22 protein-coding genes are annotated in these 22,329 nt (G+C 69.4%); 15 read left to right on the forward strand and 7 right to left on the reverse strand.

Going from position 1 to position 22,329, the window contains the following annotated elements:
• The first annotated feature begins 11 nt into the window (after positions 1–11).
• Positions 12–1,361: an aminotransferase class III-fold pyridoxal phosphate-dependent enzyme gene (locus BM198_RS09340; RefSeq protein WP_074969438.1), complete on the forward strand. Its 1,350-nt coding sequence runs from the start codon at positions 12–14 to the stop codon at positions 1,359–1,361.
• Between the two features lie 95 nt (positions 1,362–1,456).
• Positions 1,457–2,776: an alginate export family protein gene (locus BM198_RS09345; RefSeq protein WP_139233595.1), complete on the forward strand. Its 1,320-nt coding sequence runs from the start codon at positions 1,457–1,459 to the stop codon at positions 2,774–2,776.
• Positions 2,777–2,863: 87 nt separating this feature from the next.
• Here BM198_RS09345 and BM198_RS09350 read toward each other — a convergent pair whose 3' ends face one another.
• Entirely contained in the window at positions 2,864–3,628 is a 765-nt protein-coding gene (locus BM198_RS09350) for an IclR family transcriptional regulator (protein ID WP_074969440.1), read from the reverse strand.
• Positions 3,629–3,816: 188 nt separating this feature from the next.
• On the opposite strand from BM198_RS09350, the gene BM198_RS09355 reads away from it, so the two are divergent.
• Genes BM198_RS09355 through BM198_RS09400 form a run of 10 tightly spaced genes read left to right on the forward strand, consistent with a single transcriptional unit; the run spans position 3,817 to position 14,089 of the window.
• Complete coding sequence (locus tag BM198_RS09355) at positions 3,817–5,358, forward strand: acetolactate synthase large subunit (RefSeq protein WP_074969442.1); 1,542 nt, start codon at positions 3,817–3,819, stop codon at positions 5,356–5,358.
• A gap of 13 nt (positions 5,359–5,371) precedes the next feature.
• On the forward strand, positions 5,372–6,859 hold the full coding sequence (locus tag BM198_RS09360) for an aldehyde dehydrogenase family protein (protein ID WP_074969444.1): 1,488 nt from the start codon (positions 5,372–5,374) through the stop codon (positions 6,857–6,859).
• A gap of 25 nt (positions 6,860–6,884) precedes the next feature.
• Positions 6,885–7,679 carry an SDR family NAD(P)-dependent oxidoreductase gene (locus tag BM198_RS09365; protein WP_074969446.1) on the forward strand — a complete coding sequence of 265 codons (795 nt, stop codon included), beginning with the start codon at positions 6,885–6,887 and terminating at the stop codon, positions 7,677–7,679.
• Between the two features lie 12 nt (positions 7,680–7,691).
• Positions 7,692–8,747, forward strand: coding sequence for a WD40/YVTN/BNR-like repeat-containing protein (locus BM198_RS09370; protein WP_074969448.1), 1,056 nt, complete (start codon positions 7,692–7,694; stop codon positions 8,745–8,747).
• A 10-nt stretch (positions 8,748–8,757) separates the two neighbouring features.
• Entirely contained in the window at positions 8,758–9,207 is a 450-nt protein-coding gene (locus BM198_RS09375; RefSeq protein WP_074969451.1) for a VOC family protein, read from the forward strand.
• A 10-nt stretch (positions 9,208–9,217) separates the two neighbouring features.
• Positions 9,218–9,820 (forward strand): amino acid synthesis family protein, encoded by a 603-nt coding sequence (locus BM198_RS09380; RefSeq protein WP_074969453.1) that lies wholly within the window; start codon positions 9,218–9,220, stop codon positions 9,818–9,820.
• 28 nt (positions 9,821–9,848) lie between these two features.
• Complete coding sequence (locus BM198_RS09385) at positions 9,849–10,718, forward strand: alpha/beta fold hydrolase (protein WP_074969455.1); 870 nt, start codon at positions 9,849–9,851, stop codon at positions 10,716–10,718.
• Entirely contained in the window at positions 10,715–12,322 is a 1,608-nt protein-coding gene (locus tag BM198_RS09390) for a bifunctional 3-(3-hydroxy-phenyl)propionate/3-hydroxycinnamic acid hydroxylase (protein WP_074969457.1), read from the forward strand. Before BM198_RS09385 ends, BM198_RS09390 begins: the two co-directional genes overlap by 4 nt.
• Complete coding sequence (locus BM198_RS09395; RefSeq protein ID WP_074969459.1) at positions 12,319–13,092, forward strand: 2-keto-4-pentenoate hydratase; 774 nt, start codon at positions 12,319–12,321, stop codon at positions 13,090–13,092. The genes BM198_RS09390 and BM198_RS09395 overlap by 4 nt, the downstream gene beginning before the upstream one ends.
• 55 nt (positions 13,093–13,147) lie before the next feature.
• Positions 13,148–14,089 carry a helix-turn-helix domain-containing protein gene (locus tag BM198_RS09400; protein WP_074969462.1) on the forward strand — a complete coding sequence of 314 codons (942 nt, stop codon included), beginning with the start codon at positions 13,148–13,150 and terminating at the stop codon, positions 14,087–14,089.
• Between the two features lie 9 nt (positions 14,090–14,098).
• On the opposite strand, the gene BM198_RS09405 is transcribed toward BM198_RS09400, so the two are convergent.
• Together BM198_RS09405 and BM198_RS09410 are read right to left on the reverse strand one after the other, a co-directional pair.
• Positions 14,099–14,920, reverse strand: coding sequence for an ROK family protein (locus BM198_RS09405; RefSeq protein ID WP_074969464.1), 822 nt, complete (start codon positions 14,918–14,920; stop codon positions 14,099–14,101).
• Between the two features lie 66 nt (positions 14,921–14,986).
• Positions 14,987–15,865 (reverse strand): LysR family transcriptional regulator, encoded by an 879-nt coding sequence (locus BM198_RS09410; RefSeq protein ID WP_074969466.1) that lies wholly within the window; start codon positions 15,863–15,865, stop codon positions 14,987–14,989.
• A 95-nt stretch (positions 15,866–15,960) separates the two neighbouring features.
• Between BM198_RS09410 and BM198_RS09415 the strand changes: the two genes are divergently transcribed.
• Complete coding sequence (locus BM198_RS09415; RefSeq protein ID WP_044407880.1) at positions 15,961–16,461, forward strand: lactoylglutathione lyase family protein; 501 nt, start codon at positions 15,961–15,963, stop codon at positions 16,459–16,461.
• An 18-nt stretch (positions 16,462–16,479) separates the two neighbouring features.
• On the opposite strand, the gene BM198_RS09420 is transcribed toward BM198_RS09415, so the two are convergent.
• The gene (locus BM198_RS09420; RefSeq protein WP_074969468.1) at positions 16,480–17,370 is read right to left on the reverse strand and encodes a helix-turn-helix domain-containing protein; all 891 of its coding nucleotides are present in this window, start codon (positions 17,368–17,370) and stop codon (positions 16,480–16,482) included.
• 192 nt (positions 17,371–17,562) lie between these two features.
• Here BM198_RS09420 and pobA point away from each other — a divergent pair, with 192 nt between their 5' ends.
• Complete coding sequence (gene pobA, locus BM198_RS09425) at positions 17,563–18,750, forward strand: 4-hydroxybenzoate 3-monooxygenase (RefSeq protein WP_074969470.1); 1,188 nt, start codon at positions 17,563–17,565, stop codon at positions 18,748–18,750.
• Positions 18,751–18,842: 92 nt separating this feature from the next.
• Here pobA and BM198_RS09430 read toward each other — a convergent pair whose 3' ends face one another.
• Genes BM198_RS09430 through BM198_RS09440 form a run of 3 tightly spaced genes read right to left on the reverse strand, consistent with a single transcriptional unit; the run spans position 18,843 to position 21,163 of the window.
• The gene (locus BM198_RS09430) at positions 18,843–19,706 is read right to left on the reverse strand and encodes a pirin family protein (protein ID WP_074969473.1); all 864 of its coding nucleotides are present in this window, start codon (positions 19,704–19,706) and stop codon (positions 18,843–18,845) included.
• Positions 19,707–19,761: 55 nt separating this feature from the next.
• The gene (locus BM198_RS09435; protein ID WP_074969475.1) at positions 19,762–20,181 is read right to left on the reverse strand and encodes an OsmC family protein; all 420 of its coding nucleotides are present in this window, start codon (positions 20,179–20,181) and stop codon (positions 19,762–19,764) included.
• 22 nt (positions 20,182–20,203) lie between these two features.
• Positions 20,204–21,163: a substrate-binding periplasmic protein gene (locus BM198_RS09440; RefSeq protein ID WP_074969477.1), complete on the reverse strand. Its 960-nt coding sequence runs from the start codon at positions 21,161–21,163 to the stop codon at positions 20,204–20,206.
• Between the two features lie 102 nt (positions 21,164–21,265).
• On the opposite strand from BM198_RS09440, the gene BM198_RS09445 reads away from it, so the two are divergent.
• Positions 21,266–22,309 carry an amidohydrolase family protein gene (locus BM198_RS09445; protein ID WP_139233596.1) on the forward strand — a complete coding sequence of 348 codons (1,044 nt, stop codon included), beginning with the start codon at positions 21,266–21,268 and terminating at the stop codon, positions 22,307–22,309.
• Positions 22,310–22,329 lie beyond the last annotated feature (20 nt).

Consider the following 22,329-nt stretch of genomic DNA (forward strand, 5'->3'; position numbering starts at 1 on the left):
GGAGCAGCACCATGTACGAGCGCTACAAGACCGCCGAGAAGAAGTTCTGGCACCCCATGAGTGCCTCCGCCGCCGCCCATCGCGGCAAGACCCTGGTCATCGCCCGGGGCGACGGCAACCACATCACCGACATCGACGGCAACCGCCTGCTGGATGGCGTCGGCGGGCTGTGGAACGTCAACGTCGGGCACAACCGCGCCGAAGTGAAGGTCGCCATCGCCGCGCAACTGGACGAGCTGGCCTACTACCAGACCTTCGACGGCATCGCCCACCCCCGGGTCTTCGACCTGGCCGACCGGCTCACCGCGATGTTCGCCCAGGAGCGCATGACCCGGGTGCTGTTCAACTCCGGCGGCTCGGACGCCGTGGAAACCGCCCTGAAGATGGCCCGCCAGTACTGGATCGCCGCCGGCCAGCCCGGTCGCACGCGCTTCCTGTCGCTGCGCAACGGCTACCACGGCGTGCACATCGGTGGCACCTCGGTGGGGGGCAACGGCGTGTACCACTACAACCACGGCCCGCTGCTGGGCGGCTGCCACCTGCTGGACACCCCCTGGCTCTACCGCAACCCCTGGGACTGCCGCGACCCGGAGCAACTGGTGGAGCACTGCATCCGCCAGCTCGAAGAGCAGATCGCCCTGCTCGGCGCCCAGACCATCGCCGCCTTCATCGCCGAGCCGGTGCAGGGCGCCGGTGGCGTGATCGTGCCGCCGGCCACCTACTGGAAGCGCCTGCGTGAGGTCTGCGACCGCCACGAAATCCTGCTGATCGCCGACGAAGTGGTCACCGGCTTCGGCCGCTCCGGCTGCATGCTCGGCAGCCGTGGCTGGGGCGTCGCCCCCGACATCCTCTGCCTGGCCAAGGGCATCTCCGCCGGCTACATCCCCCTGGGCGCCACGCTGTTCAACCAGCGCATCAGCGACGCCATCGAGCACGGCCCCGGCTTCAGCAACGTGGTCATGCACGGCTACACCTACAGCGGGCACCCCACCGCCTGCGCCGCCGCCCTGGCGGTGCTGGACATCGTCGAAGCCGAGGACCTGCCCGGCAACGCCGCACGGGTCGGGGCGGCGCTCATCGAGCAGCTGCTGCCCCTGGCCGAACGCTACGACGTGGTGGGCGAGGTGCGTGGCAAGGGGCTGATGATCGCCCTCGACCTGGTGGCCGACAAACGCACCCGGCAACCCCTGGACCCGGCTGCCGGCCACGCCGCACGCATTGCCGAGAGCGCCCGTGCCGAAGGCGTGCTGGTACGCCCGGTGGGCAACAAGATCATCCTCTCGCCGCCGTTGACCCTGACCCTGGACGAAGCCGGCACCCTCGCGGCCGCGCTCGACGCAGCGCTCGCCCAGAACCGCTGACCACGCGGCCCCGCCCGCGCGGCCAGCGCCGCGCGGGCCTTCCTCTGCCCAGAAGACCTACAACAACCTCCCAGCGCGGATGAGGAGCATCAGTCATGCAGCAACGAAAAACCGGCAAGGCCATCACCGGCGGATTCATCCTGGCCCTGGGGCTCGGCGGCCAGGCCAGCGTCCATGAGCTCTACGCCGACGACGACACCCACCTGAACGCGGATGTCCTCGCCGTGTTCGGCTGGATGAACAGCCGCAAGAACTACGACGGCACCTCGGGCGGCTCCACCTGGCGCGAAGGCTTCGTCAAGTACGGCCTCAGCGGCGACCAGGGGCTTGGCGACCGTGGCAGCGCCTACGGCGCCCTCAACTGGGTCAGCTCCGGCACCTGGGGCGATGGCGATGCCGGCGGCAACACGATCGGCCGCGAGCGCACCACCCGGATCGAGGACGCCTACCTGGGCTGGCGCTCCGGCGACCTGCTGCCGCAGCTGGGCCAGGACGGCCTGGACCTCTCCGCCGGCCGCCAGGTGGTCAAGCTGGGGCGCGGCTTCATCGTCAACGACGACGGCCCCAACCTCGGCCAGGGCCCGGCCGACGGTGCCCTCGACCGTGGCGGTGCCTACTACATTGCCGCACGCCATGCCTTCGACCGCACCGCCGTCGTGCGCCTGGGCGGCGAGGACGGCCTGCACGGCAGCGCGGTGTGGCTGAAGTCGGACAACCGCGCCCAGGCCGAAACCGAGCTTGCCGCCGGCACCCTGGACTACACCGGCCAGGCCGGCACCCTGGGCCTGACCTGGGTGCATGGCCTCGACGTGACCGACCGCTGGGCCAGCGACTTCCAGAAGCAGCGCGAAGGCATGGACATCGTCAGCCTGCGCGGGGAGGGCGATGCCGGCATCGAACACGCCCACTTCGCCTTCGAATACGCCTGGCAGGACAAGGACGCCGGCCGCGAGAAGGCCTGGTACGCCGAGGCCGGCTACACCTTCGCCGAGCTGCCCTGGACCCCGGACCTCACCTACCGCTACACCCGCTACTCCGAAGGCTGGGATGCGCTGTTCACCGGCCTCAGCACCACCTACGGCACCTGGTTCCAGGGCGAGGTGGCGGCCAACTACGCTGGGCCGTTCAACCGCAACACCGGCATCCACCACCTTGGCCTGACGCTGCAACCCACCGAGACGGTGAAGGTCGGCGCGCTGTACTTCGACTTCCACACCCTGCACGACCGCCAGAGCCTCGACCTGGATGCCCGCGAGCTGGACCTCTACGTCGAATGGGCGGCCACCGAGCACCTGATCATCACGCCGCTGATCGGTCTCTACCAGCCGGACAAAAGCGCCAGCAACGGCGGCAACCAGGCGGGCGGCAATGGCACCAATGTCTACAGCCAGCTGGTGGTGGCGGTGCCGTTCTAGGACAGAAGGCGGGCCTGGCCGCTGGCGTTCAGGCCCGCAATCGACCCCATGCAGCGGATTGCAAATCCGCTGCATGTTCCCCCGGCGTCAGCCGCCCGAACCCCCTTGCCGCTGCATGTTGGCGGCGATGCGGCGAGTGGTGTCCACCAGCATGTCGGTCACCGTTTCCTGGCGCAGCAGCTTGAAGTCGTGGGTGGGGCCGACCACGGAGAGGCTGCCGAGGATGCTCTTGTCATCGAGGCTGAGGATGGGCGCGGCGATGCCGGTGAGGCCGATGTTCAGCTCGTCGCGGGTCAGGCAGTAGCCGTCCTTGCGGATGCGCTTGGCGGCCCGTGCGAACTCCGACCAGCTGCCGGCGCTGTAGGGGTTGCCGGGGTCCTTCGAAATGCGTTCCTCGAACAGCTTCTGCAGGCGCTTGCCCTTCTGGTAGGCCACCAGCACCTTCGACTGTGCGCCCCGGAACAGGGGCAGCGGCTGCCCCCGGCCGAAGGCGAAGTGGTAGGTGTCGCTGTTCTCGGTGATGTAGGTGTTGATGATGCGGTCGTCGTAGAAGACGCTGGCGAACACCGCCAGCCCGGTCTCTTCCGCCAGGGCATGCATCAGCTCGCGGCCGGCGCTGAGGATCGGGTCGTACTGCCGCATCATCCAGTCCAGTTCGATGATGCGTGGCCCCAGCCCATAGCTGCCGGCACCCACCCGGGTGAGCAGGCCGGCTTCGCACAAGTCCTTCACGTAGCGGTACACCGTGGCGCGGGAAAGCCCCATGCGCGAGGCGATGGTGTCCGGGTCCACCTGGAGTTGGTCGGGGCCGAAGAGGTCGAGGACGGCCAGGGTCTTGCTCAAGCTGCTCATTGGGGGGCGTACCTGCGGGGCGGGCTGGGCGGTGGACGGAACGATACCGCGTTATGGCGTTTGAAAGGGGCTGAAAAATCTCATTTATCTCGTATTTTGAGCTTTTCGAATCGTAATGCGTTGTAGCGCGTCATTCCGAGTGGAATAAATCTCACATCGAGTCATGCAACCCAGTGAGATCGCTTCCCATGAATGGTGCCGAACTGCTCATCAAGGCCGCTGTCGCCAGCGGGATCGAATACTGCTTCGCCAACCCCGGGACCACCGAGATTCCCCTGGTCGCCGCCCTGGCCGGCGAGCCCCGCCTGAAGCCCGTGCTGTCGCTGTTCGAAGGGGTCTGCACCGGCGCTGCTGACGGCTACGGCCGCATCGCCGAGCGGCCGGCGCTGACCCTGACCCACCTGGGGCCGGGCTTCGCCAACGGCATTGCCAACCTGCACAACGCCCGCCGCGCCCACACGCCGATCGTCAACGTGATCGGCGACCACGCCTCCTGGCACGTCAACTACGACCCGCCCCTGGCCAGCGACATCGATGCCCTGGCCGGCGCCGTGTCCGGCTGGGTGCGCACCACCCGCAGTGCCGCGCTGATCGGTGAGGACTTGCAGAGCGCCGTGCAGGCTGCCTGGCAGCCCCGTGGCCAGGTCGCCAGCCTGGTGCTGCCGATGGACTTCCAGGCCCAGGCGGTCGGCCCGCTGCGGCCCCTTACGGCCATTCGCGCGCCGCAGCGCCGCTACGACGACGCCAAGGTGGAGGCGCTGGCCCGCGCACTGCGTGCCGGCAAGCGCCTGGTGTTCATCGTTGGCGACAGCGGCCTGTCAGACGTCGGCCTGAAGGCGGCCGGTCGCCTGGCCTGCCTGCCGGGCGTGCGCTGCTTCGCCGAGACCTTCCCGCGTCTCAGCCAGCGGGGCGGCGGCCTGCCCGACCTGGATCGGCTGCCGTACTTCCCCGAGGTGGCTATCGAGATACTCGACCAGTACGACGCGGTGGTCTGTGCCGGCGTGCCCGAGCCCATCAGCTACTTCGGCTACGAGGGCATCCCCTCGCGCCTCGCCGAGCGCGACCGGTTGCTGCACCTGGCCGAGGTGGGGGACGACGTGGCCGCCGCCCTCGATGCGCTGGCCGAGCTGATGGAGGCGCCGGACTGGGTGGCGACCCCGGTGGGTGTCGAGCTGCCGGCGGCCGATGCCGCCCTCACGCCGCAGTCCGTCGGCCGGGTGCTGGCGGCGGCCCTGCCGGAAGACAGCATCGTCTCGGTGGAGGGGGGCACCTGCGGCTACCCGTTCTTCACCGCCTCGGCCAACGCCGCGCGGCACCGGGTGATGACCAACACCGGCGGCGCCATCGGCCAGGGGATTCCGGTGGGCTTCGGTGCGGCCCTGGCCGAGCGCGGCAACCGGGTGTTCTGCCTGCAGTCCGACGGCAGCGCCCAGTACACCATCCAGACGCTGTGGAGCATCGCCCGCGAGCAATTGCCGGTGGTGATCCTCATCGCCGCCAACCACCGCTACGCAATCCTGCAGAACGAGCTGCGCCGCTTCGGCGTCAGCGAACTCGGCCCCGAAGCGCTGAGCCTCACCGAGCTGGACCGCCCCCGGGTCGACTGGAAGGCCCTGGCCAAGGGCTACGGTGTGCCCGCCAGCACCGTCCACAGCAACGCCGAGCTGCAGCGCGCCCTGGCGCTCGCCAGCGCGGCGGACGGTCCCTGCCTGATCGAAATGGCACTCTGACGGAGGCCCGCCCATGCACCCGATTCCCTTGCTTCCCAGTGTTCGCGCGTTCCTCGCCACGCCCCGCCAGCTGTTCATCGGCGGCACCTGGCAGGAGGCCGCCAGCGGGCGCCGCTTCAGCGTCGAGAACCCGGCCGATGAGTCGCCGATCGCCGAAGTGGCCCAGGGCGCGGCGGCGGATGTGGACGCCGCCGTCGCCGCCGCCCGTGCCGCCTTCGAAGGCCCCTGGCGGCGCGAGACCCCCGCCCGGCGTGGCCTGTTGCTGTGGCGCCTGGCCGAGCTGATCGAGGCCCACCAGGAGGAGCTGGCGCAGCTGATCACCCTGGAGAACGGCAAGCCCATCGCCAATGCCCGGGGCGAGGCCGCCAGCGCGGCCAACATCATTCGCTACTTCGCCGGCTGGCCCACCAAGATCGAGGGCGGCACGCTGCCGGTGTCGCCGGCCAGCGGGCCGATGCTCAACTACACCCTGCGCGAACCGGTGGGCGTCTGCGCGCTCATCGTGCCGTGGAACTTCCCGCTGACCATGTGCGTGTGGAAGCTCGGCCCGGCCCTGGCCACCGGCTGCACCGCCGTGCTCAAGCCCGCCGAGCAGACCCCGCTGGTGGCGGTGCGCCTGGTGCAACTGATCGAGGCGGCGGGCTTCCCCGCCGGCGTGGTCAACCTGGTGACCGGCTTCGGCGTGGACACCGGCGCGCCGCTGGCGCAGCACCCGGACGTGGACAAGATCGCCTTCACCGGCTCGACCCAGATCGGCCGGCTGATCGCCCAGGCGGCCACCGGCAACATGAAGAAGGTGTCCCTGGAGCTGGGCGGCAAGTCGCCGAACATCATCCTGCCGGATGCCGACATCGCCCGCGCCGCCAAGGGCGCTGCCGACGGCATCTTCTACAACCAGGGCCAGGTGTGCACCGCCGGCTCCCGGCTCTATGTCCACGACAGCGTGCTGGAGCCGGTGCTGGACGAACTGCGCCGGCACGCCGCCGCCCATGTGCTGGGCGCGGGCCTGGTACCTTCCACCACCCTCGGGCCGCTGGTCTCCGGCCGCCAATGGGGCACCGTCAGCGGCTACCTGCAGCGTGGCCTGGCCGAGGGTGCCGAACTGGTGTGCGGCGGTGCTCGCCCCGGGCACCTGGAGCGCGGCCACTTCATCGAACCGACGGTGTTCCTCGACCGCGCCGAGCGCGCCTGCATCGCCCGGGAAGAGATCTTCGGCCCGGTGCTCACGGTGATGCGCTGGTCCGACCTGGACGACCTGGTGCTGCGCGCCAACGACTCGCCCTACGGACTGGCCGCCGGGGTCTGGACCCGCGATCTGCGCTCGGCGCACCGCATCGCCGCCGCGCTCAAGGCCGGCTCGGTGTGGATCAACTGCTGGAACGTGGTCGACCCGGCCTCGCCCTTCGGCGGCTACAAGCAATCCGGCTGGGGCCGGGAAATGAGCAAGCACGTGATCGACGCGTACACCGAGACCAAGAGCGTGTACGTCGATCTCGCCTGACGCACCCACGACAAGAGGAACGAACATGGATCTGGAACTGAACGGCCGCGTGGCCATCGTCACCGGCGGCGGCATGGGCATCGGCAAGGAGGTCGCCCGCTTCCTGTCCCAGGAGGGCTGCAAGGTGGTGGTCTGTGCGCGGCGCATGGAATACCTGAAGCAGGCCGCCGAGGAGATCAGCGCCGAAACCGGCAACGAGGTGCTGCCGCTGTTCTGCGACACCAACGACATGTCCGCCGTGGCCGACATGGTCAGCGAGACCCAGCGCCACTTCGGCCGTATCGACATCCTGGTCAATGGCGCCGCCGCGCCCTCGGGCGTGGTGCGCAACGACATCGAGCACGCCGGCGACGATGAGTTGCTGGCGGACCTGAACACCAAGGTCATCGGCTACTTCCGCTGTGCCAAGGCCGTGACGCCGCACATGAAGGCCGCCGGGTTCGGCCGCATCATCAACATCGGTGGCCTCACCGGGCGCGGCAGCAAGGTGCTGTCGGGCATGCGCAACCTGGCCATCGCCCACATGACCAAGACGCTCTCCGACCAGCTCGGCCCCTTCGGCGTCACCGTCAACCTGATCCACCCCGGCGTGGTGGACACCCCGCACATCCAGGAGCTGTACGAGCGTGAAGGCCTCAAGCAGGGCAAGACGCCGCAGCAGGTGGAGCAGGGCTACATCGACGCCACGCCCATCCGCCGCACCCTGCAACCCATCGAGATGGGCTGGCTGATCGGCTTCCTGGCATCACCCAAGGCCGGCGCGGTCACGGGCGAATCCATCGGCATCGATGGCGGCCTGACCCGCGGCATCTTCATCTGAGGAGGACCAGACATGAGTAACGGAACGCTGCTCGTCGCCACCGTCGGCCAGGCCGTGATCCGCAGTGCCGACCAGGGCCGCAGCTGGCACCGCCTGGGGCTCGGCCAGCCGCTGGAGTTCGACGCCATCACCCGCTCGCTGAGCCTCAGCCCGCAGGCGCCGGAGGTGATTTACGCCGGCGCCGACGTGGGCCTGATCGTCAGCCGCGACGTGGGCAACAGCTGGACGCGGGTGGAGTCGCCGTTCAACGGCCAGACCGTGTGGAAGGTCGCCGTGGACCCGCAGGACCCGCAGCGGATCTTCGTCGGCACCGGCGCCCCGTCCCGCGCGGTGCTCTGGCGCAGCCTGGATGCCGGCGCCAGCTGGTACCGGGTGCCGGTGGAGATCCCCGAGTTCTGCGGCGGGGTGAACCGCCCCCGGCTGCTGGCCTTCGCCTATGACCCGACCGACCGCCAGCAGGTCTGGTTCGGCCTGGAGGAGGGCGGCCTGTTCCACAGCCGCGACGGCGGCGACACCTTCACCCGCGTCGATGACCGCCTGCTGTGGGACTACCACTCGGACATCCACAACATCCAGGTGCTGCCCAACCACGGGCGCAAGGTGATCGTGGTCGCCTGTGTCAACGCCGTCTACCGCAGTGTCGACGAGGGCCTGACCTGGGAGGGCACCCTGGCCCGCGAAGCCTTCGGGCTCTACTACGTGCGTGCGCTGAACGCCCCGCTGGGCAGCCAGGACACGCTCTTCCTGAGCATCTCCGACGGCACGCCGGGCACCACCAGCAAGATCCTGGTCTCCCGCGATTGCGCGGCGAGCTGGGAGGTCCTGCCCCTGCCGCAGCAGCCCAACTCCTGTGTCTGGGCCATCGCCTTCGACCCGTCCAACCCGCGTCGCATCGTGGCCGGGACCAAGTACGGCCACCTGTTCACCTCGGAGAACGGCGGCGATGGCTGGCAGAAGCAGTGGCGCGACTTCAGCGAGATCGCCGACGTGCTCTGGACCCCGGCGGTGGCCGACATCCGTCCGGCGCACCAGTCCATCGTCACCCCGACCATCGCCACCCAACCCTGAGGAGACCGCCATGAAAGTCGAGGTCGTACGGACCCACCTGTCGCTCTTCGTGCGCGACCCGGCGCACTCCGCGCGCTGGTACGCGGACATCCTCGGGATGCACGAGAGCGCCCGGGGCGAGCGCTGGATCATGATGGCGTTCGGCAGCAAGCACCACGACATCGCCCTGATCGAGGCCGAGCCCGGCGCCCAGCAGGGCGGCCTGGGGTTGCAGCACTACGGGCTGGAGATCGCCGGCGACATGGACACGCTGCGGGGCCTCTACGGCATGTTGCTGGCCAAGGGCGTGGAGGTGGTGAAGATCACCGACCACGAGATCGGCCACGGGGTGTACTTCAACGACCCGGACGGCAACCGCCTCGAATTCTTCCTCGAAACCGACCACGACGACGCACGGGCCAAGGCGCGCTTCAAGGCCGCCGGCGCACCGAGCCGTCATTTCCATCTCGACCCCCTCTGAGGAGCCACTGATGAAACCGAACACCTTCGCCCACTACCACATCCGCAAGTGGTACAGCTTCGTCGAGGAAACCCTGGCCAACGAGAGCGGCCAGCTGGCCGACGGCGAGCCGCTGTTCAAGTACGTGGTCGCGGCGGCGATCCACAACCCCTATGCCAGTCGCTTCAGCCAGGACCTCGCCGAGCTGGTGGAAGGCTCGCCGGAACTGGGCCGCGAGTTCGGTCGGCGCATCCGGGAACTGGCCGGGGAGCGTGCCATCGAGAGCTACGGCAAGGCCTGCCTGGTGGGCACCCAGTGCGAGTACGAGCACGGCAACGCCTTCCTCACCAACCCGGCGGCCGACCCGGTGCGCGTGGCGCTCGGGGGCGGCAAGTCCTGGGTGCCGTCCACTGGCAAGCGGGGCGCGCCGGGGGCGACCATCGACGTGCCGCTGGCCCACAAGGACGCACTCTACGTGCGCTCCCACTACGACACGGTTTCCGTGTCCTTCGGCGACGGCCCCGCGCCGGACGAGGTGATCATCATCTGGGCCTTCGCCACCCGTGGCCGCCTGCATGCGCGCCTGGGCGGCCTGGCAGCCAAGGACATCCAGGGCGACAACGGCCTGGTCTGAGTAGCGCCTTGGCGCCGGGGGAGACGTGATGGTTGCGCACAGCCTGTTCTTCAACAACCGCAGCGGCCTGCGGCTGCACCACCTGCGCTGGGGCGAGCCCGGCGGCATTCCGGTGCTGCTGCTGCACGGCTTGCGCGCCTATGCCCAGACCTGGGAGGCGCTGGCCGGCGCCCTGGGGCCGGGCTACTGCTGTCATGCCCTGGACCAGCGCGGCCGGGGCCTGAGCGACTGGGCCGACTGGCCCAGCTACCGCACCGAGGTCTACGTGGACGACCTGGAGGATTGGGTGGCGCATCTGGGGCTCGGGCGCTTCGTGCTGGTGGGGCACTCCCTGGGAGGCGCCAACGCGCTGGAGTATGCGCGGCGCAATCCGGGGCGGCTGCGGGCGCTGGTGATCGAGGACATCGGCCCCGGCTCGTCCAGCAGCGGCCAGGGCGCCGAGCGCATCCGCCGGGAGATGCGCGAGACGCCCCTGCGCTTCGCCGACTGGGCCGAGGCGGAGGCCTTCTGGCGCCAGGCGCGCAGCGGGCTCTCGGCGCAGGGGCTGGCCGCGCGCCTGGCCCATTCGATGAAAGCCGATGGCCAGGGCGTCACCTGGCGGCATGACCAGCAGGGCATCGCCGAGGCCCGCCTGAGCATCGAGCCGACGGACCTGTGGCCGGCGGTGCGGGCGCTCGACTGCCCGGCGCTGTTCATCCGCGGCGGCCGCTCGGACTTCCTGCCACCGGCGATGCTGGCGGCCCTGCGCGAGGCCAATCCGAACATTGCGACGGCGGAAATCGCCAATGCCAGCCACTATGTGCACGACGAGCAGGGCACGGCCTTCAATCGCCTGGTGGCCCTGTACCTCGACGAGCAGCTGGCACGACAACAACAAGAAGCGGGTGAGAGAGCATGAGACGCGAACGCACGGAGGTGGTGATCGTCGGCGCGGGGCCGAACGGCATCACGGCGGCCCACTACATGGGCCTGTACGGCATCGATTGCGTGGTGCTGGAACTGGCCGAGGAGATCCTGCCCTATCCACGCGCGGTGGGCATGGACGACGAGGCGCTGCGGGTGCTGCAGACCGTCGGCGTGGCCGACCTGGCCCACCGCGACATGATCAGCAACGTCCCGCTGCGCTACTACAACGCGCGGGGCGTGTGCTTCGCCGAGGTGAAGCCGAGCACCGCCCAGTACGGCTGGCCGATGCGCAACATCTTCATGCAGCAGTTGCTCGAACGCACCCTGCGGGACGAACTGGCCGGGCGCGAGCACGTGGATGTCCGCCTGGGCCATGAAATGCTGGCGCTGGAGCAGGACGACGACGGCGTGACGCTCCAGGTCAAGGATCGCCAGGGCGAGGTCTACGCGCTCCAGGCCCGCTACGTGATCGCGGCGGACGGCGGTCGTTCGGCGGTGCGCAAGCAGCTGGGCATCGAGCTGGTGGGGCTGACCCACCCGCGCAAGTGGGTGGTGGTGGACGCCACCAACGATTCCCTGGATGCGCCCTACACGGCCCTGCACGCCGACCCGCAGCGGCCCTTCGTGTGCATCTACCTGCCGTACCGCCAGCGCCGCTGGGAATTCATGCTGATGGAGCACGAGGACGAGGCGAAGATGTGCGAGGAGGCCAACATCCGCCGGCTCATCCGTGGCCACATCGGCGAGGCCGTGGACCAGCTGGAGATCGTCCGCATCCGCGCCTACACCCACAACTCGAGGGTGGCCGAGCGCTTCGTGGAAGGGCGGGTGGCGCTGATCGGCGATGCCGCGCACATCTCCCCGCCCTGGGCCGGGCAGGGGCTCAACTCCGGCCTGCGCGACGTGGCCAACCTGTGCTGGAAGATCGCCGCCGTGCTCAAGGGCCGTGCGCGCCCGGCGCTGCTGCAGACCTACGACACCGAGCGCCGTGGGCACGCGCTGGACCTCATCTCGCTGGCCGACAACATGGGCGCCGTGCTGGGCCTGACCAACCCGCTGATGGCCGGAGTGCGGGACTGGATGTTCCAAGCGGTGAACACCGTCGACAGCCTGCGTTCGCACCTGCTGGAGTTCAAGTTCAAGCCCAAGGCGACCATCTCCAAGGGCTTCGTCCACCACGAGCGCCCCGACCTGCGCGAAGGCGACCTGGAAGGGCAATTGTTCATCCAGCCCTTTGTCGAGGACGGCAAGGGCCGCCGCGAGCGCCTGGACGAGGTGCTGGGCCCCTGGTTCGCGGTGATCGGCTACCGGGTCAACCCCGCAGCGGGGCTGTCGGCACAGACCCGTGCCTTCTGGGACGGGCTGGAGACGCGCTTCATCCAGGTCAACCGCTCGCGCAGCGGCCCTGGTCGTCACCAGCCCCTGGTGGCCGAGGGCGCCATCAGCGTGGAGGACGTCGATAACCAGCTGGGCGACTGGTTCGCCAGCGCCCGCGACAGCATCGTGGTGGTGCGGCCGGATCGCTTCATCGCCGCCATCACCACCCCCGAGCGCCTGGACGAAGTGCTGGGCAAGCTGGCGAGGCAACTGGCGTGAGCCGGGGTGCCGGGCTGGCGGCCGCCCTGTTGCAGGCCCAGGCCAGCGCGACGCCGCTGGCGCCCGCCTGCGGCGAGGGGCTGACGCTGGACGACGGGTTGCAGGTGCAGCACCAGGCGCTGGCCCGGCGCCTGGCAGCAGGTGAGCGCCTGACGGGGTGGAAGGTGGCCTTCGCCGGTGCCGCTGCCCAGCGCCGCTTCGGCCTGAGCGAGCCGGTGTACGGCACGCTGACCGACGCCATGTGCGTGCCGCCGGGTGCCACGCTGGCGCTGAGCGGGCTGGTCCAGCCGAAGCTGGAGGTGGAACTGGCGCTGATCCTCGGTGCGCCGCTGCGGCCGGGCACTTGGGACGACGCGGCACTGCTCGGGGCGGTGACGGCGGTGGCGCCGGCGTTCGAGGTGGCGGATTGCCGCTGGTCGGGATGGAGGTTCGGCGCGGGGGCGTTCCTTGCGGACAACGCGGCGGCGGCCCTCTACTGCCTGGGCGAACCCCAGGCATTCGGCCCGGCGCATCACGCCGGGCTGGACTGGCAACTGGAATCCGAGGGCGCCGTGCTGGGTGCGGGCAGCAGCCCGGGGGAGGGCGATGCGCCGTTGCCCAATGCCTGCTGGGCCTTGCGTCGCCTGCTGGCCGACGGCGCCTCGTTGCAGCCCGGCCAGGTGATTCTCAGCGGGGCGCTGCTGCCGCCGCTGGACATCCGGCCGGTGGAGTACCGCTTGCGGATGCTGGGCACGGAACTTGCCCTGAGGTTCGTCCAGGACGATTCCTGAGCCAGGGAGGCGTGCTCAATGGCTGGCGCCGCTCGGCGCCGGAGGAGAGACCCAGATGTTGGCTGAAGTGCGTTCCTTCGATGATTCCCAGCAACACGCCGGCTCGATCCTGGGCTGGAACCAGGTCTACGACCAGCTGGGGCGGGGCCACCTGTCCAGCGAGCTGCAGCAGGTGGCCGCCGAGCGCTTCCAGATCTTCCAGGAAACCCTGGACAAGCGGGTGGTGCAGCACGGCTGCGCGCCCCGTGGGCGGCTGTGCATCGCCATGTCGCTGGGGACGGGGCGCTTCCCGGTGGTGCAGGGCTACGAGGCCGGCCCGCAGAGCGTGCCGTTGCTGCGCGACGGCGAGGAGTTCCTGCTGCACGCGCCGGAGGGCATGAGCTTCTTCGCCATCAACATCGACGCCGAGCGGTTCGCCCGCCTGGCGGAGGTCGAGCTGTCCCGCGAGCAGCTCGGTGCCCTGCGCACGCAGCCGCAGATGGCCGTCTCCCGTGCGGTGCTGGAGCGGGTGCGGAGCCGGATCCAGCCGGTGTTCAGCGCGCTGGTCAAGGGTGACATCGCCCTGGACCGGGCCTGCGAGGCGCGTCTTGAAGAGCAGTTGCTGGAGACCTTCCTCGACCTGTTCATCCATGCGCGGGACACCCCCCGGGACCGCCGTGGCAATGTCGCCGTGTCGGCCTACCTGGTGCGCAAGTGCCAGGAAATCGCCCTGGCCAACACCGACGAGTTGCCGAGCATCCTCGCGCTCTGCGAGCAACTGCGGGTCAGCCGTCGCACCCTGCAGAGCAGCTTCCAGCTGGTGGCCGGCATGCGCCCGGTGGAATACCTGCGCACCCTGCGCCTGAATGCGGTGCGCCGCCGCCTGACCAGCACGCCCGCGAGCGTGCTGAACGTCGGTGAGGCGGCGGCGGAGCAGGGCTTCTATCACCTCAGCCATTTCTCGGCGCGCTACCGCGAGCTGTTTGGCGAATGCCCCTCGGAAACGCGGCGGCCCTGAACGGGCGCCTCAATGGGCGGCGAAGCGCTGGGCGCCCAGGGCGGCCATCTGCTCGGGGTTGCCCGAGCGGGTGATGCTGCAGGCGTTCCAGAGGTCTTCCAGGCTGTGCCGTTGTGCGGCGTCGAGGGCGGCCTGGAGGTAGCCGGGGTAGTGCAGGGTGCCGCCGCCCAGAACGATGCGCTGGGGGTTGAGCAGGTTGACCAGGGTGGCGATGCCCAGGCCGAGGCAGTGGCCGGCCTGGCGGACGAGGGCCTGGGTGGCCGGATCGCCGGCGGCCAGCCGGGCGTTGAGGGTGGCGGCATCCACCCCGGCCCGGGCCAGGAGGCTGGCGCCGCTGGCCAACTGATCCAGCGTGCGCGGGCCGTCGTCGGTGGCGAGGGGGATGCTGCCCAGTTCGCCCGCCCAGCCACGGCTGCCCTCCAGCACCCGGCCGCCTTGCTGGATGGCCGCGCCAATGCCGGTGCCGATCATGACGACGGCGGTGTCGACGTTCGGTTCGGCGGCGGTTTCGTGGTGCAGGGCGGCCCTGACGTCATTGATCAGTCGCACCCGGCCGGCGAGGGAGGCGAGGTCGTCGGCCTTCAGGCCCTGCAGGGCGGGCAGCACGTCCGACAGCCGCAGTTCGTGGTCGCCGATCACCAGCCCCGGCAGGGCGATGCCGATGCGCTCCACCGGCTCGCCCAGGTCCTGGATGAACGCCGCGAGGGCCTGTTTCAGGTGCGCCGGGGTGAAGTCCGGGCCGGTGGCCACCTTGCGGCTCCGGGGGTTGCCGGGCTCGCCGGCAAGCATGAGCAGCTTGGTTCCGCCGACATCGACGCCGAGTACGGCCATGGTGAGGCTCCTGGTCAGGGGGAGGGGCCTTATGAGACCACAGGCGAGGGAAAACGATGCAGGCCGTCAGGGGAGCGCGACCAGGCCTCGCTGGAGGTGCTCGATGGCCCGTTCGGCCCGGCTGGACAGGGGCCACTCGGCACGGTGGATCAGCCAGAGCCTGTCCACCACCTGCGCCTCCGGCGTGGCGACCTGGATTGCGGCCTGGTTGGCGAAGGCCTGGCGGGCGTAGCGCGGCAGCACGGCGAAGCCGAGGCCACGGGCGACGGGTTCGAGGATCAGGCCGACCTGGTTGCTGAAGCCGCGCAGCGGCAGGCTGTGCAGGCCCGGATGGCCGGGGAAGCAGCGGCTCAGCAGGCGGCCGGCCATGGCCTGGCCGTCGGGGTGGTCGATCATGCCCAGGCGCTGCAGGTCGCTCCAGTCGCGGGCCTGTTCGCCCGCCGGCAGGACCAGCTCCAGGGGCTCCTCGGCGAACAGCCGGGCCTCCAGGCGGGCGTCGTCCGGCCTGAGGCTGACCAGCCCCAGCTCGAAGCGGTTGTCCAGCACGGCGGCGAGCACTTCGCTGTCCGGCGCGAAACGGTGGCGCACCACCAGGCCCGGATTGGCCTGCTGCAGGTCCAGCAGCAGGGGGTAGAGCACCAGGCCGATGCTGCCGGGGCTGATGAGGCTGATGTCGCCCTCGTCGGCCCGGGCCTCGTCCAGCCGCTGCCGCAGGCGCTGGTCGGCGCGCTGCAGTTCGCTGCAGTAGTCCAGCAGGGCGTGGCCGGCGGGTGTCAGTTCGATCTGCCGGGGCCGGCGGATCAGCAGCGGGCCGAGGCGTTCTTCCAGGTGGCGGATGTGCTGGCTGACTGCAGCCTGGGTGAGGTCGAGGCGTTCGGCCGTGCGGGTGAAGTTGCCCAGCTCGGCCAGGTGTTCGAAGGTCAACAGCCATTGGGGATTAAGCATAACGATAACTTATCAATTCAATAATCGTGGCGTGGTTCTAATTATAGCGATGCGTCCTTAGGCTGCTCCCATCATCAACGACAGGAGCTTTCGCCATGACCGCGACCTATCCCCGCAGCTTTTCCCACATTGGCCTTTCGGTGACCGACCTCGATGCGGCGGTGACCTTCTACACCGAGGTGCTCGGCTGGTACCTGATCATGCCGCCCACCACCATCACCGAGGACGACTCGGCCATCGGCGTGATGTGCACCGACGTGTTCGGTGCGGGGTGGGGCTCATTCCGCATCGCCCACCTGTCCACCGGTGATCGCATCGGCGTGGAGATCTTCCAGTTCCCCAATGCCGAGCGTCCGTCCGGCGAGTTCCAGTACTGGAAGGGCGGGGTGTTCCACTTCTGCGTGCAGGACCCGGACGTGGAGGGCCTGGCGGCCCGGATCGTCGCCGCCGGCGGCAAGCAGCGCATGCCGATCCGTGAGTACTTCCCCGGCGAGAAGCCGTACCGGATGGTTTACATGGAAGACCCCTTCGGCAACATCCTGGAGATCTACAGCCACAGCTATGAGCTGACCTACGCCGCTGGCGCCTACCAGTGACCGGCTGCGCCGGCCGCCCTAGCCGTGCTCGGCGGGGCGGTCGTTGGCCTGGCGGAAGGCGTTGGGCGACTGGCCGCTGAGGCGGCGGAAGAAGCGCGAGAAGTAGGTGGGATCGCTGAAGCCCAGGCTGTCGGAGACCTGGGTGATGGTCATGTTGGTGTAGATGAGGCTGCGCCGCGCCTCCAGCAACAGGCGCTGGTGGATGATCTGCAGCGCGCTCTGGCCCGCCAGCCGGCGGCACAGGGTATTGAGGTGGACGCTGGAGAGGTCCAGCCGGTGGGCGAGGGTCTCCACCGTGAGGTGTTCGCGGTAGTGCTGCTCCACCAGCTTGATGTAGCGGCCCAGCAACTGCCGGTTGCGCTCGTCGCGGCCGCTGGGCGGGGTGTTCTGCTGGCGCTGGCGGGTGATCCATACCACCAGCACGTTGACCAGGGACGCCAGCACCAGGTCGCGGGAGGCGGCGCTGCCTTCGTACTCCTGCAACAGGGCGGCGAACAGCGTGCTGATGTAGCGGCGGTCGCGGCCCACCGGGTAGCAGCCCGAGGAGGCCAGCACCGCCAGCGGCGCGCCCAGCTGCTGTTCCAGGCGTTCCACCAGCGGCGCGCCGAGGCTGAGCACGTAGCCCTCGATGTTCTCGGAGAACTGGAAGCCGTGGACGCACAGCGGCGGCGTCACCTGGATGGAGGGTTCGTCGACCGGGCTGCGCCGGCCTTCCACCTCCACCACCGCCTGGCCGCGCTGCACGTAGAGCAGCTGGAACAGGTCGGCATGGCGGTGCGGCTTAATCTCCCAGTGGTGCAGGCTGCTGCGCTTGGGAATGGACTCGCAATGCAGCAGGTCGGGGGTCGGCCAGGCCTGGTTCTCGCCGTAGAGCTTGAACACGGGCACGCCGGGGATGCGGTCGGTCATGGAGGGCCTGGTACGGATCAGCGGTGGATGGCTGCCCGATAATCGGACGCTGTTTTTAAAAGTGCAATTCCTGGTGCGGAAAACACCCTTCTTTTCCCATTCTTGTCAGCAAAAATGCAGAGGCATCCAAGCCACTCGTTTGCGGTCGCTGCCAGCCATCGGGCCGCAACGCCTCACTGAGAGACAAGAACAATGAAAACCCAGGTTGCCATCATCGGTGCCGGTCCTTCGGGCCTGCTGCTCGGCCAGTTGCTGCACAAGGCCGGTATCGACACCCTCATCATCGAACGCCAGACCCCCGACTACGTTCTCGGCCGCATCCGTGCCGGCGTGCTGGAGCAGGGCACGGTGGACATGCTCCGCGAGGCCGGCGTGAGTGCCCGGATGGACGCCGAGGGGCTGGTGCACGAGGGCGTCGAGCTGGTGTTCGACGGCAAGCGGGTGCCGATCCACCTGAGCGAACTCACCGGCGGCAAGAGCGTGATGGTCTACGGCCAGACCGAGGTCACCCGCGACCTGATGGAGGCCCGCGCCGCCAGCGGTGCGCCGACCCTCTACGGTGCCAGCAACGTGGCGCTGCACGAGCTGAAGGGCGAGCGCCCCTACGTCACCTTCGAGCACGCTGGAGAGCGGGTCCGGGTCGACTGCGACTACATCGCCGGCTGCGACGGCTTCCACGGCGTGTCGCGCCAGAGCATCCCGGCCGGTGTGCTCACCGAGTACGAGCGCGTGTACCCCTTCGGCTGGCTGGGCCTGCTGTCCGACACCCCGCCGGTTCACGAGGAACTCATCTACGCCCAGCACCCGCGCGGCTTCTCCCTGTGCAGCCAGCGTTCCCTGACCCGCAGCCGCTACTACCTGCAGGTGCCGCTGACGGACAAGGTGGAGGACTGGTCCGACGAGCGCTTCTGGACCGAGCTGAAGGCGCGCTTGCCGGAGGAGGTGGCCGAGCGTCTGGTGACCGGGCCGTCCCTGGAGAAGAGCATCGCCCCGCTGCGCAGTTTCGTGGTGGAGCCCATGCAGTACGGCCACCTGTTCCTGGTGGGGGATGCCGCCCACATCGTCCCGCCCACCGGCGCCAAGGGCCTGAACCTGGCGGCGTCCGACGTCTGCTACCTCTACCGCATCTTGGTCAAGGTCTACCGCGAGTGCCGCACCGACCTGCTGGAGAAGTACTCCGAACTGGCCCTGCGCCGGGTCTGGAAGGGCGAACGCTTCAGCTGGTTCATGACCAACCTGCTGCACGACTTCAACGGCCACCAGGACGCCTGGGACCAGAAGATGCAGCAGGCCGACCGCGAGTACTTCCTCAGCTCCCGGGCGGGGCTGGTGAACATCGCCGAGAACTATGTGGGCCTGCCTTACGAACGGGTGGAGTGAGGCCTGTTCGGCAGCTGTGGAAGGCCCCCGGTGACCCAGGTTGCCGGGGGCTTTTTCATGAGTCGAGTGCTGTTGCTGCGGCGCTCGCCCGCCTAACGCGGCAGTTCGATCCGCTCCTGTTCCCCCGGCACCACCGGCCAGTCGGCCGCTGCCCAGCGCTGGCGGGCCGCGTCGATCAGGGCCGGGTCGCTGGCGACGAAGTTCCAGTTCATCCGCCTCGGGCCGTCCAGGGGGGCGCCGCCGATCATCACCAGGTGCGCTTCGCTGCAGGCGCTGAGGCTGAAGGTCTCGCCCTCGGGGAGCACGGTGAGGCTGTGGCGTTCCAGGGGCTGGTCGTCGAGCAGGGCTTCGCCGTCCAGCAGGTAGAGGGCGCGCTGCGGGTGTTCGTCGGGCAGCAGCAGGGTGGCGCCGGTCTGCAGGCGCAGCTCGGCGTAGAGGGTGGGGCTGGTGACCGGCACGGGGGATTCCAGGCAGAAGCCGTGGCCGGCGATGAGGCGGATGCTCACCCCCAGGCTGTCCTGCTGCGGCAGGCTGGCGGCGGGGTGGTGGCTGTAGCGGGGGGCGCCTTGCTCCTGCTCGCGGGGCAGGGCGAGCCACACCTGCAGGCCGTGCAGGCGCGAGCCGCTGGCGAGCAGCTCGGCCGGGGTGCGCTCGACATGGGCGACGCCGGCGCCGGCGGTCATCCAGCTGACGTCACCGGGGCCCACGCGTTGGTCGGAGCCGAGGCTGTCCTTGTGCTGCAGCGTGCCCTCGAACAGGTAGGTGAGGGTGGAGAGGCCGATGTGCGGATGCTGGCGCACATTCATGCCCTGCCCGGGGGCGAAGGCGGTGGCGAGCATGTGGTCGAAGAACACGAAGGGGCCGACGCTGCGGCACTGGGCCGAGGGGATCGGCCGGAGGATGGACAGCCCCGCCACGTCTTCGGGGCGGGGGCGGATCACGAGGGGGCTGGTCATGGGCGGCTCCGGCGGGCTGAGCGACAAGCATAGCGCCGCGCCGGAGCCGGTGGCGTCACTGGCTGAAGTTGCCTTCGGCCAGGCGCGTTTCGATCTTCACCTCGGTGGTGGTCATCAGCTTGTGGATCGGGCACTTGTCGGCGATGCGCAGCAGGGTGGCGCGCTGCTCGTCGGTGAGGGCGCCGCGCAGGGTCAGCTTCACGCTCACGCCGTAGTGGCCCTCCTTCTCGCGGCTGCTGTCGTGGACCACTTCCACGCCCACGCCGGTCAGCGGAATGTCGTGCTGGCGCGCGTAGTAGGTGACGGTCAGTGCCTTGCAGGCGCCGAGGGCGGTGTCGAAGTAGTCATGGGGTTCGGGCGCGCTGCCGTCGCCGCCCAGGGTCTTGGGCATGTCGGTGAACAGCTCGTGGGTTTCGTCGACGCGGATGGCGTGGCGGTAGCCGTCGGCGGATTCGGTGGTGACGGTGATGGTCATCGGCAGTCCTCGGGTCGTGGGTTCATGGGGCTCCCGGCGTGTGCACGGGGGCCGTGGTGTTTGGAGCCTGCAAGCGGGCCGGGTGTTCCCGGGATTTTCCGTCCGCCATGGCGTTGCGGGCGCTGGCCGGGCGCGCCAGCGGGTCGTACCAGAGCTCCGCGCGGCCGAGGGGCGCCGTGTCGGGCAGGTCGGGGTTCTGCAGTTCGATCACCCGGCGCTGGTCCAGGCGGGCGCGGCGGATGCTCTCGCCGTGGCGGCGCTGGAACAGCCTCTCGAAGCTGCCATCGGCAATGGCCCGCTCCAGCCCGCGCTCGAGGGCAGCCGTGAGGTCTGGGCGCGCCTTCGAGGTGAAGAAATAGAGGGCGGTGGGGTAGTGCAGCACCAGGTGCTCGTCGACGACAAGGTTGAGCCCCTGCTCGCGGGCTCGCTGCTCCTCGTCCCAGGCCACCACCACCTCGCGTGGGAACAGCTCGAAGCGCTTGGCCTGGAGCATGCGGAACAGGCCTTCGTAGCTCGGCGAGGTGAGCACGGTCAGGCCGTTGGCACGCAGGATGGCGGTGTCGGGCCAGTCATGGCGCTGGCCGATGCGCAGCGTCTTGAGGTCGTCCAGGCTGTTGATGCTGGCCAGGCGCTGGGCCTGGTCTGCCCGTACCAGCGGGACGCGCCAGCCGATCAGGCCCTTGTAGATGGGGATGCGGATGGGCGCGAGCACCGCTTCGCGCTCCCGCGTGGTCATGGCCCACATCACCTGGAAGTTGCCGTCGTTCTGCTCCAGGGAGTACTGGGCGCGGGACTGCGGCACAGGTTCGAGGCTGGGCTCCAGGCGGTAGTCGCCGCCGCTGTGGTCCAGGGCCAGCCGCAGCAGCTCGACCACGTATGCCTCCGGGTCGGCACCGTGGGAATGCATCGGGTAGACCAGGCGTTCGGCGGCGCCGACGGTGCAGGCAACACAGGCGAGAAGCAGCGGGAGGCAGCGTTTCATGGCGAAGGCTCTCGTGGCAGCTGGGCAAGCATAATCCGTAAATCCGGTCAGATCATTCTCTGAACCCGGCAAGCGAAGCGCGGGTCTACCTCGGCAAGCACCCTGGAGGACCTTGCCTTGCCCCTGACCCGAACCTGCCTGGCCACACTGCTGGCGTTCTGCGCGCTGGCGGCGCAGGCGCGTGACTACCACTACAGCGACGCGCACCTGCATTACGTGGACTTCTTCCAGGAAAGCGACGGCATGCGCCCGCTGCTTGAGGCCATGGACAAGGGCGCCATCGACCACGTGATGATTGCCGGCGTGCCGGTGGCCAAGAAGTGGCACGAGGACGAGCCCAAGCGCCCGCGCTACTACGCCGGCGACGATGCCGGCGCCTACTGGTACAGCGCCACCGACGTGCTGGTGGCCGATGCGGTGAAGCGCCTGCCGGAGGCGCAACGCGGGCGCTTCCATCCCTTCCTCAGCGGCTTCAACCCCAACGACAAGAACGCCGATGCCCACATCCGCCGGATGCTGGAGCTGGACCCGGGGCTGTGGCAGGGGATCGGCGAGGTGTTCACCCGCCACGACGACCTCACCGCCCTGATCGACGGCGACACGCCACGGGCCAACAACGAGGCCATGGCCCGCGTCTACCACCTGGCCGCCGAATACGACCTGCCGGTGATGCTGCACTCCAACATCACCTCCAAGCGCGAGCGCAACCCGCTGTACCTGGCGGAGCTGGAAGAGCCGCTGCGCAACCACCCCCACGTGCGCTTCATCTGGGCCCACGCCGGCACCAGCAAGGAGATCCACCGCCACCAGACGAAGCTGGACTTCCTCCTGCCGACCCTGGAGCGCCTGCTGGAGAGCTACCCGAACCTGTATGTCGACCTGTCCTGGACGGTGCTGCAGCCCTACCTGCTGGACCGGGACGGCCGCGCCGACCCCCAGTGGGTGGCGCTGGTGAAGCGCTACCCCAAGCGCTTCATGCTCGGCTCCGACGTGGTCGGCCGCTTCGACGGCCTGGGCGAGTACCTGAGCGCCTACGACCCCTTCCTTGATGCCTTGCCCGAGGCGGTGGCGCGCCAGGTGGCACGGGACAACTTCCTCGCCGTGCTGCCGCGCCACGTGCGCCCGGCCAAGGGCGCGGCCGACTGAGCCGGCCCGGCCCAGGGCGC

Source organism: Metapseudomonas otitidis (genome assembly GCF_900111835.1).
Taxonomy (GTDB): Bacteria; Pseudomonadota; Gammaproteobacteria; order Pseudomonadales; family Pseudomonadaceae; genus Metapseudomonas; species Metapseudomonas otitidis.

Bases quoted from the DNA above. Each gene is read 5' to 3' on its own strand.
- BM198_RS09340 (WP_074969438.1), top strand. From the start codon at position 12: ATGTACGAGCGCTACAAGACCGCCGAGAAGAAGTTCTGGCACCCCATG.
- BM198_RS09350 (WP_074969440.1), bottom strand. From the start codon at position 3,628: ATGAGCAGCTTGAGCAAGACCCTGGCCGTCCTCGACCTCTTCGGCCCC.
- BM198_RS09430 (WP_074969473.1), bottom strand. From the start codon at position 19,706: ATGACCAGCCCCCTCGTGATCCGCCCCCGCCCCGAAGACGTGGCGGGG.
- BM198_RS09415 (WP_044407880.1), top strand. From the start codon at position 15,961: ATGACCGCGACCTATCCCCGCAGCTTTTCCCACATTGGCCTTTCGGTG.
- BM198_RS09420 (WP_074969468.1), bottom strand. From the start codon at position 17,370: ATGACCGACCGCATCCCCGGCGTGCCCGTGTTCAAGCTCTACGGCGAG.
- BM198_RS09355 (WP_074969442.1), top strand. From the start codon at position 3,817: ATGAATGGTGCCGAACTGCTCATCAAGGCCGCTGTCGCCAGCGGGATC.
- BM198_RS09400 (WP_074969462.1), top strand. From the start codon at position 13,148: ATGTTGGCTGAAGTGCGTTCCTTCGATGATTCCCAGCAACACGCCGGC.
- BM198_RS09410 (WP_074969466.1), bottom strand. From the start codon at position 15,865: ATGCTTAATCCCCAATGGCTGTTGACCTTCGAACACCTGGCCGAGCTG.
- BM198_RS09435 (WP_074969475.1), bottom strand. From the start codon at position 20,181: ATGACCATCACCGTCACCACCGAATCCGCCGACGGCTACCGCCACGCC.
- BM198_RS09385 (WP_074969455.1), top strand. From the start codon at position 9,849: ATGGTTGCGCACAGCCTGTTCTTCAACAACCGCAGCGGCCTGCGGCTG.
- BM198_RS09360 (WP_074969444.1), top strand. From the start codon at position 5,372: ATGCACCCGATTCCCTTGCTTCCCAGTGTTCGCGCGTTCCTCGCCACG.
- BM198_RS09370 (WP_074969448.1), top strand. From the start codon at position 7,692: ATGAGTAACGGAACGCTGCTCGTCGCCACCGTCGGCCAGGCCGTGATC.
- BM198_RS09380 (WP_074969453.1), top strand. From the start codon at position 9,218: ATGAAACCGAACACCTTCGCCCACTACCACATCCGCAAGTGGTACAGC.
- BM198_RS09440 (WP_074969477.1), bottom strand. From the start codon at position 21,163: ATGAAACGCTGCCTCCCGCTGCTTCTCGCCTGTGTTGCCTGCACCGTC.
- BM198_RS09405 (WP_074969464.1), bottom strand. From the start codon at position 14,920: ATGGCCGTACTCGGCGTCGATGTCGGCGGAACCAAGCTGCTCATGCTT.
- BM198_RS09345 (WP_139233595.1), top strand. From the start codon at position 1,457: ATGCAGCAACGAAAAACCGGCAAGGCCATCACCGGCGGATTCATCCTG.
- BM198_RS09375 (WP_074969451.1), top strand. From the start codon at position 8,758: ATGAAAGTCGAGGTCGTACGGACCCACCTGTCGCTCTTCGTGCGCGAC.
- BM198_RS09365 (WP_074969446.1), top strand. From the start codon at position 6,885: ATGGATCTGGAACTGAACGGCCGCGTGGCCATCGTCACCGGCGGCGGC.
- pobA (WP_074969470.1), top strand. From the start codon at position 17,563: ATGAAAACCCAGGTTGCCATCATCGGTGCCGGTCCTTCGGGCCTGCTG.
- BM198_RS09390 (WP_074969457.1), top strand. From the start codon at position 10,715: ATGAGACGCGAACGCACGGAGGTGGTGATCGTCGGCGCGGGGCCGAAC.